The sequence below is a fragment of the Polaromonas sp. SP1 genome (assembly GCF_003711205.1).
Taxonomy (GTDB): Bacteria; Pseudomonadota; Gammaproteobacteria; order Burkholderiales; family Burkholderiaceae_C; genus Polaromonas.
On record NZ_CP031013.1, the window covers coordinates 1764124 to 1776057 of the forward strand.

At 64.4% G+C, this 11934-nt stretch carries 13 protein-coding genes; 4 read left to right on the forward strand and 9 right to left on the reverse strand.

Annotated elements, in window-relative coordinates; genetic code table 11:
• The first annotated feature begins 160 nt into the window (after positions 1-160).
• A complete protein-coding gene (locus tag DT070_RS08420) occupies positions 161-469 on the forward strand; it encodes a hypothetical protein (protein WP_122954988.1) in 309 nt (102 codons plus the stop codon).
• On the opposite strand, the gene DT070_RS08425 is transcribed toward DT070_RS08420, so the two are convergent.
• The 3 genes from DT070_RS08425 to DT070_RS08435 form a co-directional block, all read right to left on the reverse strand.
• Positions 466-954 carry a nuclear transport factor 2 family protein gene (locus tag DT070_RS08425; RefSeq protein WP_122954989.1) on the reverse strand — a complete coding sequence of 163 codons (489 nt, stop codon included), beginning with the start codon at positions 952-954 and terminating at the stop codon, positions 466-468. The genes DT070_RS08420 and DT070_RS08425 overlap by 4 nt on opposite strands.
• Positions 955-1023: 69 nt before the next feature.
• The gene (locus DT070_RS08430) at positions 1024-1548 is read right to left on the reverse strand and encodes a CinA family protein (RefSeq protein WP_122954990.1); all 525 of its coding nucleotides are present in this window, start codon (positions 1546-1548) and stop codon (positions 1024-1026) included.
• Positions 1545-2075, reverse strand: a complete 531-nt coding sequence (locus DT070_RS08435; RefSeq protein WP_122954991.1) for a phosphatidylglycerophosphatase A — start codon at positions 2073-2075, stop codon at positions 1545-1547. Before DT070_RS08435 ends, DT070_RS08430 begins: the two co-directional genes overlap by 4 nt.
• Before the next feature lie 131 nt (positions 2076-2206).
• Between DT070_RS08435 and DT070_RS08440 the strand changes: the two genes are divergently transcribed.
• Entirely contained in the window at positions 2207-3607 is a 1401-nt protein-coding gene (locus DT070_RS08440) for an esterase-like activity of phytase family protein (protein WP_122954992.1), read from the forward strand.
• 118 nt (positions 3608-3725) lie between these two features.
• Here the strand turns inward: DT070_RS08440 and DT070_RS08445 are convergent, their stop codons facing one another.
• Positions 3726-4670, reverse strand: coding sequence for a LysR family transcriptional regulator (locus tag DT070_RS08445; protein WP_122954993.1), 945 nt, complete (start codon positions 4668-4670; stop codon positions 3726-3728).
• 113 nt (positions 4671-4783) lie between these two features.
• Between DT070_RS08445 and DT070_RS21285 the strand changes: the two genes are divergently transcribed.
• Positions 4784-4957, forward strand: coding sequence for a hypothetical protein (locus DT070_RS21285; RefSeq protein WP_153976250.1), 174 nt, complete (start codon positions 4784-4786; stop codon positions 4955-4957).
• Here DT070_RS21285 and thiL read toward each other — a convergent pair.
• From thiL to apaG, 5 genes are all read right to left on the reverse strand, one after another.
• Positions 4945-5931, reverse strand: a complete 987-nt coding sequence (gene thiL / locus DT070_RS08450; protein ID WP_122957324.1) for a thiamine-phosphate kinase — start codon at positions 5929-5931, stop codon at positions 4945-4947. The genes DT070_RS21285 and thiL overlap by 13 nt on opposite strands.
• A gap of 49 nt (positions 5932-5980) precedes the next feature.
• A complete protein-coding gene (locus tag DT070_RS08455; protein ID WP_122954994.1) occupies positions 5981-7120 on the reverse strand; it encodes a YbdK family carboxylate-amine ligase in 1140 nt (379 codons plus the stop codon).
• Entirely contained in the window at positions 7110-8378 is a 1269-nt protein-coding gene (locus tag DT070_RS08460) for a cation:proton antiporter (RefSeq protein WP_122954995.1), read from the reverse strand. Before DT070_RS08460 ends, DT070_RS08455 begins: the two co-directional genes overlap by 11 nt.
• 300 nt (positions 8379-8678) lie before the next feature.
• Complete coding sequence (locus DT070_RS08465; protein WP_122954996.1) at positions 8679-10640, reverse strand: site-specific recombinase; 1962 nt, start codon at positions 10638-10640, stop codon at positions 8679-8681.
• 21 nt (positions 10641-10661) lie between these two features.
• Positions 10662-11069, reverse strand: coding sequence for a Co2+/Mg2+ efflux protein ApaG (gene apaG, locus DT070_RS08470; protein ID WP_122954997.1), 408 nt, complete (start codon positions 11067-11069; stop codon positions 10662-10664).
• Between the two features lie 99 nt (positions 11070-11168).
• Here apaG and rpe point away from each other — a divergent pair, with 99 nt between their 5' ends.
• Positions 11169-11864, forward strand: coding sequence for a ribulose-phosphate 3-epimerase (gene rpe / locus DT070_RS08475; RefSeq protein WP_122954998.1), 696 nt, complete (start codon positions 11169-11171; stop codon positions 11862-11864).
• The last annotated feature ends 70 nt before the right edge of the window (positions 11865-11934 follow it).

An 11934-nucleotide genomic window follows, 5' to 3' on the forward strand; every position in this document is an offset into this window, starting at 1 on the left:
TGCAACTCCTGTTGGGGTTCAAGTCTTGCGTTGAGCTATCCGATAGTGCCTCGAAACACTTTGAACCTCCAACGTACAAACATTGATGGTTCAACAGACTGGTTCAGAATGTCGAACACACGTTTCAGTCAAGCCATCAAACTAAAAACTCTCCAGATATATGAGCATCCCGAATAATCCCGAGCTTCGTAAAACAGTCTCGCTCAACCTAGTTCTTTCTCTTGTAGGCGTTTTGCCCAAAACCGTTCGTGGCATCACGTTGAATTTTGATGAGAAAACAATTCAGGTTGTCTTTTTCTTTGCAGTGACGCCCACAGAAAACGAAATCGAAGACTTACAAAATGTCGAGGCGGAGCTGGTGTCGCATCATGAATATCAAAGTGAGTTTGTATTGAAGGTTGCGGACCACTCAGAAGATATTTCAGGTCAAGTAAAAAACTGGGGCTGGATTTTTCTGATTCGAGACTAGTGCCGCGTCGCCATATATTTTTGCAGATTCGAGGCCGCTGTTGCGCGTACCTTGCTGCGCAGAAAGGGCGTCCAGCCCAGCAGCAGGCCGGGCGTGCCCAGCGCCTGGCGCGACCAGGACCAGAAGTTAAAGCGGTCGCGGTGGCGGGCGATCAACCCCTGTTCGTTGAATTCAAACGTGCCGTCGATGATGTTGTGCACCATGCGCCCGGTGGCGCTGAAGCGGTAGTCGGCTTCCCAGTGCGATTTGCCGGTGCGCGCGTCGGCTTCGATGCCGCTCCAGGTCAGCTTCCACACGTCGGCGCCCTTGGCCTTGGTGATGTCGCACAGCATGTGCCACATGCCGGTGACGTCCTTGTGGCCGCGCAACGAGAACGCTTCGTCGTCGAACTGCGCATCGGGCGCATAGCAGGTCGCCATGGTGTCCGAGTCGAGGCGGGCGAAGGCAGCGTAGAACTTTTCGAGGGTGGCCTGGTTGGGGTGCATGGTGTCTCCTGGTCGGGTTGGGTTCGCGAACTCTATAGCCCTTCTGCCTGTCCCGGCGTCGCTCACGCGTCAGCCGGCTTCTCGCTGCGCTTGCAGCAATTGCAGCAGCCGCTGCACCGCATGCTGCACCGTGGCGCTGCGCACCGCGGCGCGGTCGCCGTCAAAGCGCTTCATCTCGCTGGTGAGCTGGCCACCCACGCTGAAACCAAACCATACCGTACCCACAGGTTTGGCCGCGCTACCGCCCGTCGGCCCGGCCACGCCGGTGACGGCGACTGAAACTTGCGCACGCGAGCGGGCCACGGCGCCTGTTGCCATCGCGCGGGCGACCTCTTCGCTGACGGCGCCGTGCTGCTTGATCAATGCGGCGTCGACGCCGAGCAGTTCGGTTTTGGCCTCGTTCGAGTAAGTGACAAAACCGCGCTCAAACCAGGCGCTGGAGCCCGCCAGGTCGGTGCAGGCGGCGGAGATCATGCCGCCGGTGCAGCTTTCGGCGGTCGCCAGCAGCCAGCGCTTTTTTTGAAGTAAATCGGCCGCCAGCCCAATCAGTGTATGGACAGATAGCTCCTCTTTTGATAGCAAACTGCTGCTCACCAGAAGAACCTCCACAGCGCAATCACCAGCAGCGTGCAGAAGGCCGCCACGAAGTCGTCAAACAAAATGCCGAAGCCGCCGCGCCAGTTAAAGCCTTTGAAGGCCTGGTCGGCCCAGGCCACCGGGCCGGGTTTGACGGCGTCAAAAAAGCGGAACAGCACAAAGGCGGCCAGTTGCGACCAGAAATCGGCGGGCATCACCAGCCACAGCACCAGCCAGAAGGCGACGACTTCATCCCAGACGATGTTGCCCGGGTCCAGCACGTTCATGGCTTTGGCAGTCACGGTGCAGGCCCACCAGCCGACGAGGGTAGCGGCGGCGATCAGCCAGCCGATTTCTGAAGGCGTCAGCCATTGCTGCAGCACCAGAAAGGCCAGCCAGGCCCAGAGCGTGCCGGCCGTGCCGGGCGCGACCGGGCTGAGCCCCGAGCCGAAACCCAGGGCAATGAAATGCGCAGGGTGGGCCAGCAGGAATTTGGCGGTGGGCCTGGGTGGCTTTAACGCCGGCGGCAGCGGTATGTCGGTCATGGTGAATGGCCGATTTTGTCACAGCCGATTCACACAGAAGCGGCACAGTCCAGCGTTTGACGCATTCGCCACCGCACCCATCAACCAACCAATCCACAAACCATCAATAACACATGACGAGGGAACCGGGAATGAACAAGAAAGTTTTGAAACAGATGAATGTGCTCACGCTGGCAGCCGCCTGCGCGCTGTGCATCGCCTCAGGCGCCAGCCGCGCACAAGCCCCGGCGCCGGCGGTGGAGGCGATTTTGGCCGGCCACGCCGCCCTGCCCGCGACCAGCGCCGTGCCCGCGCCGCGCGATGCCGGCCCCTTCTTTGCCACGGCCGGCAAGTTTGCCAACGGCAAACGCCAGCGCAATGAGCAACTCGGCAGCGAAAGCGCCAACACCTTTGTGGGTGACCCCAAATACCCGCGCGCCTCCGGCGGCACGCTGCCGATGAAGGGGCAGTCGGTGCAGGGCTTTTCGGGCATCGTCTCGCTGGGCAAGGGCGAATTCCTGGCGCTGACCGACAACGGCTTCGGCAACAAGGTCAACTCGCAAGACGCGCTGCTGATGGTGCACAAAGTGTCGGCCGACTGGGCCAAGGGCCAGGTCGTGCGCAAGAGCACCACCTTCCTGAGCGACCCCCACAAGCGCGTGCCCTTTCACATCCAGAACGAAAACACGCAGCGCCGCTACCTCACCGGCATCGACTTCGATCCCGAGTCGCTGCAGGTGATGGGCAACGAATGGTGGATAGGCGACGAGTTCGGGCCTTACGTGCTGCGCACCGACTTCCAGGGCCGTGTGCTGGGCGTGATCGAGACGGTGATCAACGGCAAGCTGCATGCCTCGCCCGACCACTATATGCAAGGCCGCCTGCCTAATTTGCCGGGCGAAGCGCTGTTTGAAGTGCGCCGCTCCAACGGCTTTGAGTCCATGGCCAAGTCGCCCGACGGCAGCAAGCTCTACCCGATGTTTGAAGGCCCGCTGTATGACGCCGCCGCAAAGAACGTTGAAAAAGCCGGCGACAAAACCTATGTGCGCATCAACGAACTGGACGCCGCAACGCGCAGCTACACCGGCAAGCAGTGGAAGTATTTACTTGAAGAAGTGGGCAATGTGGCGGCCGACTTTCAGCTGCTGGACGCGTCCACCGGCCTGGTGATCGAGCGCGACGACAGCACCGAAGGCATCGCGCCCGCCTGCCCCAACGAAGCGCGCACCGACTGCTTTACCCGCACTGCGCGTTTCAAGCGCGTCTACAAGATCGACCTGGCCGCTGCGGATGCAGACGGCTTTGTGCGCAAGGTGGCCTATATCGACCTGACCCGCATCGCCAACCCCAAGCGCCTGGCGAAGCTGGGCCCCAACGAGGCGGTGTTTGCGCTGCCACACCTGGGCCCTGAAGGCCTGGCGATTGTCGACAGCACGCACATCGTGCTCGTCAACGACAACAACTTCCCGTATTCATCGGGCCGCGAGATCGGCAAGCCCGACAGCAATGAGCTGACGCTGCTGGACATCCGGGCCCTGACCGAAGCCAAATAACGAGAGCCACTCAAAAACCCTCCTGGCGTTGTTGCGCCGCCTTGCCGTGCTGTAGCACTGTCTGCAGCGGCGCGCCTAGCCAGGACCGCTACGCTGGGTTTTTGAGCGGCTCTGGAGCTCAACCGCCGGGCGGCCCGCTCACCAAATCTCTCCCATGGCTGAACCATTCGGCCCAGTAGTCGATGCAGGCGCGGATCTTCGGCAGCCGGTGCCGCCCGCCCAGCGTCACGGCGTGGATGGGCACGGGCTGCTCATCGACAAAGGCGGCCAGCACCGGCACCAGCAGGCCGCGCCGCACCAGCGGCTCGGCCGCCAGCATGGCAAAGCGCGCAATACCCAGGCCTTGCAGGGCCAGCTGGCTGGTCGTGCCGGTGGAGTCGGCGCGCCAGCAGCCTTCCGCCGTGATCACCACGGGCTGGCCGTCGATGATGAAAGGCCAGCGGTTGAGCGCGGTCGCGCCGCTGTTGCTGATCAGGCGGTGCCGGCCGAGGTCGTCGGGGTGTTCGGGCGTGCCGTGGGCCGCAAGATAGCCCGGCGTGGCGTAAAGCCTGCGCCCATGCGTGCCGATCTGGCGCATCACCGTGTTCTCGTTGGTGTGCGTGCCGCTGCGGATGGCGATGTCGACACCGTCGCGCACCATGTCCACCAGCCGGTCGTCCACCTTCAGCTCGATGCAGACACGCGGGTGGCGCAGCTTCAGGCCCTCCAGGCTGGGCACCAGCAGGTATTCGGCCATCACGGTGCTGGCGGCCACGCGCACCCAGCCGCTGGCTTCACCGCTCTGGCTGGCGAACTCGCCTTCGAGGTCATCCAGCGTTCGCGTCATGCGCCGGCAGTAGCCCAGAAAAGTCTCGCCTTCCGGCGTGAGCGTCAGCGCGTGCGTGCTGCGCTGCACCAGCCGTGCGTTGCAGGTTTTCTCGATGCGGGCGATGGCGCGTGAGACCTGGCTGACGGGCACGCCGCGCGCGCGGGCCACGGCCGAGAAACTGCCCAGCTCGGCAACGCGTGCGAACAGCTGCATGTCGTCAAAGTTCAGGTTGCGCATGCCGGCGATATTACCCATCGCCGCAGATTTTTGTTTTGCGCCTGCTGCAAGACGAATTTGCGGCGCGGATGGTTTCCGGACGGCGAGGTTTTGCGCACAGTCGTCCTGTCGCCACCTGAAAGGAACCGTTCATGAATTACCTCTACACCGCAGCAGAAGAAAACCGCCTGGCCGATGCAGCCATCGCCGAGGCCCGACGTTTACGCGCTTTGGCCGCCGCTGAATTCTGGTCTGCCGTGGGACGCTGGGCGGGCCGCCTCACGCGCGGCCTGGTACACCACGCGCCGCGCCCTCAGGCGAAGTGATCAAAGGAGGCGTAGCGGCGCTCCAGCGGCGCGCCCGCCGCATCCAGCAAGCGCAGGCCGGGCGCCGCCTCGATCTGCCCTATCCGGGTGACGGGCGTTTCGGCCCGGCCGGCAGCAGCCTGCACGGCGTCGCGCTTTGACACCGGCGCGGTAAAAGCCAGCTCGTAGTCGTCGCCACCGGCGAGCGCGTACTCCAGTTGCTGTTCCAAGGAAATAGTGCCTGCAGCCCAATCCCTGTCTGCACATGTAGCTATTAATTTAATAGCAATCGAGGCGTCGGCCGTCGCCCCCACGCCGGACGCGCGCAGGATGTGCTGCAGGTCGCCCTGCAGGCCGTCGCTCACGTCAATCGCCGCGGAGGCAATGCCGCGCAGGGCCTGGCCCAGCGCCACGCGCGGTGTGGGTTGCTCCAGCCGGGCCCTGGCCTGGGCCAGCAGCGCAGGCGGCAAGGTGAGCGTGCCGCGCAGGGCTTCCAGTGCCAGCCGCGCATCGCCCAGCGTGCCGCTGACGTAAACATCGTCACCGGGCCTGGCGCCTGAGCGCAACAGCGCCTGGCTTTTGCCGGCCACCACCGGCACCTCGCCAAACACCGTGATGCAGATATTGAGCGGCCCCTGCGTGGTGTCGCCGCCCACCAGCTCGCAGCCGTGCGCATCGGCCAGTGCCAGCAGGCCTTTTGAAAAAGCAGCCAGCCAGGCTTCATCAATGCGGGGCAGTGAAAGCGCCAGCGTGAAGGCCAGGGGTTTGGCGCCGCAGGCGGCGAGGTCGCTCAGGTTGACGGCCAATGCCTTGTGGCCCAGCGCGGCCGGGTCCACATCGGCAAAAAAATGCCGGCCCTCGACCAGCATGTCGCTGGAAATCGCCAGCTGCGTGCCCGGCGCCGGTTGCAGCAGCGCGCAGTCATCGCCCACGCCCAGCACCGCGCGTGCGGCGGGGCGCGTGAAGTAGCGTGCAATCAGGTCAAATTCACCCATGCCGCAGAGCATACAGGCTGCGCGGCGGCGGCAGGTGCGGGGCCGGGCCTCAGCGCTGCTGCTGGTGCGTGACGCCGCCGCGGAAACGGTCGGCCGCCTGGCGTATGACTTCGGCCAGCAGGTGCTCTTCACCCTGCTTTTCGCGCAGCCAGCGCGCGTCATTGTCGGCGCGCTCGACGCTGGTGCGCAGCAGGTGCAGCGACGCGCCCGCGCCCATGGCGGTGGCATGGCGCTCGATCTGCGACATGGTCTGCAGGATGTGCTCACGCAGCGGCATGTGGCCGCCGGTGGCTGGGTCCACGTACACCGCGTCCAGCCCGAAGCGGCAGGCCTGGAAGCGGTTGTAGGTGTAGACCAGGTAATCGTCTTCCGCGGGCATGAAGGGCTGCTCGTGCATGAACCAGGAGGCCAGCGACTGCACAAAGCCGGCCAGCGCGGTGGCGCGCTCCACCGTCAGCGGCGTGTCGAACACGCGGATTTCGATGGTGCCGAACTCCGGCTTGGGCCGGATGTCCCAGTAAAAATCCTTCATGCTCTTGACCACGCCGGTGCGCGTCATCTTGTCGAAGTAAACGGTGAAGTCGTCCCAGGTCAGTGCAAACGGCGCGCGGCCCGAGAGCGGAAACGCAAACACCGAGTTGAGCCGCGCCGAGTCGAAAGCCGTGTCTTGCCCCTGCACATACGGAGACGAAGCCGACAGCGCAATGAAGTGCGGGATGTAGCGCGACATGCGGTGCAGCGTGAGCAGTGCGCTGTCGGCGTCGGGGCAGCCCACATGCACGTGCTGGCCGAAAATCGTGAACTGCTTGGAGAGGTAGCCATACAGCTCGGACAGCTCGCGAAAGCGCGGCTTGTCGTAAATGCGGCGCTCATGCCATTGCTGGAAGGGGTGGGTGCCGCCGCCGACCACGGCGATGTTGAGCTTGTCGGCGCTTTTAACCAGCGCGTCGCGGATCTGCGAGAGCTGGCCCAGCACTTCCGAGGCGTTGTGGCACACGCCTGTGGACACCTCGATCATGCTGGACGTCATCTCGGGCACCACGGCGCCGGGCAGCGGGATTTTGGACATCAGCCGCAGCATGTCTTCGGCGTAGGGCGCCAGGTCGTAGTCGTGCGTGTTCACGAGCTGCAGCTCAAGCTCCACGCCCAGCGAGAGCGCGGCGGATTTCTGAAACGGTTCAAGGCTCATGGACAGGTCCGGATGAAGGGCCGCGCGTCAGCGGCGCCCAGGGTTTGGAACTCTCGCCGGCGCGGTAGATGGCCACGGTGGCCAGCACCGCGCCCAGCACTTCCATCAGCAGGATGGCGGGTAATGCCACGCCGGCAATCTGGCGGCCCAGGGCGCCCGAGGCCGCCACAAACTGCGACACCAGCAGCAAGGCGACCGACGACATCGGCGACATCGCGCAGCCTACCCACAGGGCCTGCTTCCAGCTCGCGCCGCTGCCGACGTTGCCGATGGCCACGCCGGTGATCTTGGCCGCCACGCGGGCAACCACCAGCACCAGCACGAGACTGGTCACCGGCCCGCTCCAGTCGGCCTGCGCCGCCACCACCGAGACCAGCACAAACATCAGCATGGTCAGCATGGACGAGGCCGTGCCCATTTGCCGCGGCCACGACCACGGGCGCGGGTTGAGCTGCTTGAGCAGCATGCCGCCCAGCAGCGCAGCCAGCGGCGCCGAGCCGCCGAAGTGGGCCGCCAGCGCGGCGCCTGCGGCAATCAGGGCCAGCAGCAGGATGGCGGTGTTTTCACTGGTGGGGCTCATCACGCGCAGCGCGATACGCAGCGTGAGGGCCAGCACCGCGCCCACCACGACCGACAGGCCCAGCACCACCAGCACCGGGTAAAGCGTACCCATCACACTGGTCACGCCCGAATCGGGGCGGTGCAGCATGCCGGCGCGGGCGCTGCAGAGCGTGAGGGCGTACAGGGTGCTCAGCGTGGACAGCACCAGCGCGCGTTCGGTGACGGGGCCGGCCGCGCGTGTGTCGATGGCCACGCGCGACAGCACCGCCGGAGATGCGGCCATGGCCAGCAATGCCAGCGGCTCGGCCACGGCCTCGCGCACGCTCATCGCGCTCAGGGCCCAGTAAACGAAGATGAAGGTCAGCGCCGATTCGGCCAGGCTTTGCACCAGCACCATCGGGTTGTGGCGGAACCAGCGCAGTGGAATACGCCCGCCCGCTTCAAACAGCACAACCGCAACGCCGAGCTCCAGCAAAAAGAGCCCGGTGCCCTGCAGCGGCCAGACGGCGCCGGTAAAACCCGCCAGGCCCGCGAAGCCGCCAACCAGCGAGTAGCCGACCACCTTGGGCATGCCGGTGTAGCGATTGAGAAGATGGCCGGCAGCCGCAGCCACCGCCAGCAAGATGGACCACTGCACCGTAGGCAGTCCTGCCGATGGTTTGATCCATTCGGCCCAGATGGCCAGGATTTCATTCATACGGGATGTGTCTCCACTCTCATCAGACTTGTGCAGACATGCCCGCTGTGGCGGATATGTTGCGCGTTGTTTGGCCAGCCGTTACGGCATGATGCCCGGTGGGTTTGCGTGAAAAGAAACTTGTTGCATTAATTTACCGGGCCGAAGCAAACGCCCCTGTAGGACAACATCGGAAATGCCGCCCCTGACTGATCAGCAGGGGGTTATTTACCAGTGGGGCCGAGGGTCCGGCTTTGCCGGCCCCAGGCGCCGTCCCCTGGAAGGGGAGAACAAGCGACACGCAGTGAGCTTGGACAGGGGTTAGATCAGGAAGAAGCTGCGTGGGTGACTGCGCCAGCGTGCCCAGATCGCCGAACGAATGCGCGCCCGGTCCACATTGCTCACGTTGTGCGCCTGCAAGGCCAGGCGGAACGCGAGGTAAAAACTCACGCTTAAATTCAACGCGCCAATCAGTGGAATCGCTGCGATGCACCACCAGATCGCAAGGTGCCTGAACGCCTCCAGGCCCAGGGAGGCGCCGGCGGCGGCCAGTTGACCGGTCGAGAGCGTCACGTGGCGCGCTTCGAGTTCGACGCCGAAGAAGCCGGTGAAGGCGGGGATCAAGCCCAGCATGAAACCCAGCGCGATGTTGGAGGCAAAACCCGAGATGTTGTCGCGCATGAAGGTGGACCAGCGCGCCGCGCGCTCGGCGCCCAGCACGGCGGTGATGCGCGGGTTGTGGCGCATGGCCGAGTCCAGGCGGTGCAGCACAAACCAGTTTTCCGTCCAGCCGGCGATCATCGCGGCCGCAAACAGAATGCCGCCGGTAAAACCCGCCCACATCAAGGTGGGGCCTAACAGGGTCAGCGTGCCCAGCACATGGTGGGCCTCGGCGCTGCTGATCATCGGGTGGCCCAGCAGCAGCATGATCAGCGTGTTGACCAGCAGCACGGCGGGCACGACCATAAAGACGTTGCCGAACACCGCCGCCACTTGCGAACGCACGAGGTGCGTCACCTCATCGACAAACGCTTCAATGGTGCCGGCGGCATCGCCCGAGCCGAGGTCCTTGAGTTTGGCCGCCATCGCCGGCGCCGTCATGGCCGGCTGCTTGGTGGCCAGCGTGAAGTGCAGCAGCTGGATCAGGATGAAGCTGGCCGAATACATGAGGGCGGACCAGAAGCCGCTCCAGAAGGCCGACAGGCCCACGGCCACGATCATGAATTTGAGCAGGGTGGTGAAGGCCGTGATGGCGCCGCCGCCCATGGCCTTGCCCAGCATTTGCTTGTATTCACCGCGCGTGCGGGTGATGTAGGTCTCGCCGGTTTCGGCGCTGCGCTCGGCCACCTTGGCCGACAGCAGCGTGGAGTTCGCGCTGATCAGCGCGCCTATGCTTTTGCCTTCCTGCGCCGTGATGACGCGGCGTCCCAGCAGCTTGACGGCGGCCATGGCGGGCTTGGGCGAGAGCAGGCTGTCGAGCAGCTCACGCACGCGCAGGATGCGCTCACGCAGCTGGCGCAGGCGAAACACCATGCCCACCGAGATGCCGTTGTCTTCCAGGTGGGTGTAGATGCTGTTGACGGCCTGGCGGCAGGCGTCAAGGCGCTCGCGGTACTGCGCAATCGCGGCCTGCAGCTGCGCCTCGTCCCGGTCGGGTTTGAAGAACGCATTGCGGAGTTCGTCAATGTCGGACGGCAGCGCGTGAAAGGCGCGCGCGTGCGGCGTGGCGCGGTTCATGCGCAGGCGCAGCTCGGGGGCAAAACCCGTCGCGCGGATTTGCGCCGTGCAGTAAGTCAGTGCGTCCACCAGGCTGTAATGCCAGTGCATCGCATCCAGCTTCGGGCTGGCCGAGAGCAGCAAGGTCAGCCGGGCTACTTGCGGCTCTTCCAGCGCACCCAGCCACTGCGCGTCAAAACGGGTGGGCGCCACCAGCGGGAAGAGCTCCGAGGCGTCGACGGTCTCGGGCGTGCCGGGCAGCAGCTTGCGGCGAAGACGCTCGGCCAGTTCGCTGACAAAAGCCGTGCGCGGTGCAAAGCCGAAATCCGCCAGCAGCGTGGTGATGTCCACCGTCTGGATCAATGTTTGCCACCAGGCCTGAAGGCGCGCCTGCAGTTCGGGTTGGCGCTCGACGGCATCCATCAGCGCCTGCACGCGTGCCACGGCGGCCGGCACGGAGGTTTCGTCGCCGCGTATCCATTCAAAAAGCTTGATCAGCCAGACGTGGCGCTCGGCGATAGGCGCATCCGGGTTCAGCGCCTTGAGGAGTGAGGCCAGGTCTTTCATCGGTGAGTCGGCGCCATGCGGTCAGTGCAGTACACGGCCGGCCGGCGCACCGCCATTGGGGCCGCCGCTGTGTGCTTCCAGCACAAACATGGGGATGGGCGTTTCAAAGCGTTCGCCGTCTTCGGCCACGCAAAAATAGCTGCCGTGCATGGTGCCGCTGGGCGTGCGCAGGCGTGAGCCGCTGCTGTACTGGAACGACTCGCCCGGTTTGAGCACCGGCTGGTGGCCCACAACGCCCAGGCCCTTGACCTCTTCGTTGTGGCCGTTGGCGTCGCTGATGATCCAGTGGCGTGAGATCAGCTGGGCCGCCACCTCGCCGGTGTTGGTGATCGTGACGGTATAGGAAAACCCATAGATATGCTCTTCCGGCGCCGATTGTTCGGGCAGGTACTGGGGCGTGACTTCGCAGGTGAATTGGTATTTGGGCATGGTGGCGTTTAAGAGCCATGTTAACCGCCTCACCAGGCTGTTGGCCGGGCGAAACAGGCCGCTGCGGCGGGCCGGCCGGCTTGCTGCGACAATCCCGTCATGCGAAAAAACCAGCCCCCTACCTACCGCATCGCCCCCTCCATCCTGTCCGCCGATTTCGCCCGCCTGGGCGACGAGCTCAAGGCCGTCATCGCCGGCGGCGCCGACTGGATCCACTTCGATGTGATGGACAACCACTATGTGCCCAACCTGACCTTCGGGCCCATGATCTGCCAGGCGCTCAAGCCGCACGCCAAAAAGGCCGACGGCACGCCCGTGCCGGTTGATGTGCACCTGATGGTGCAGCCCGTCGATGCACTGGCCGCCGCCTTTGCCGACGCCGGCGCCGACCTCATCAGCTTTCACCCCGAGGCTTCGGGCCATGTGCACCGCAGCGTGCAGGCGATCAAGGCCAAGGGCTGCAAGGCCGGGCTGGTGTTCAACCCGGCCACGCCGCTCGATGTGCTCGATTGGGTGATCGAAGACCTCGACCTGATTTTGATCATGAGCGTCAACCCGGGCTTCGGCGGCCAAAGTTTTATCGAGTCGGCGCTGCGCAAGATCGAAGGGGCGAGAAAACGCATCGACGCGTCGGGCAAAGACATCCGCCTCGAAGTCGACGGCGGCATCAAGACGGACAACATCGCACGGGTCGCCGCGGCCGGCGCTGATACTTTCGTAGCAGGCAGCGCCATCTTCGGCAAGCCCGATTACAAGGCGGTCATTGACGCCATGCGTGCAGAACTGGTGAAATGAGCCGGCACGCCTGATGCAAACCCGCATCAGGCCTTCAGCACGCTGATAGCCTGTAGCCGATAGCCGGAAG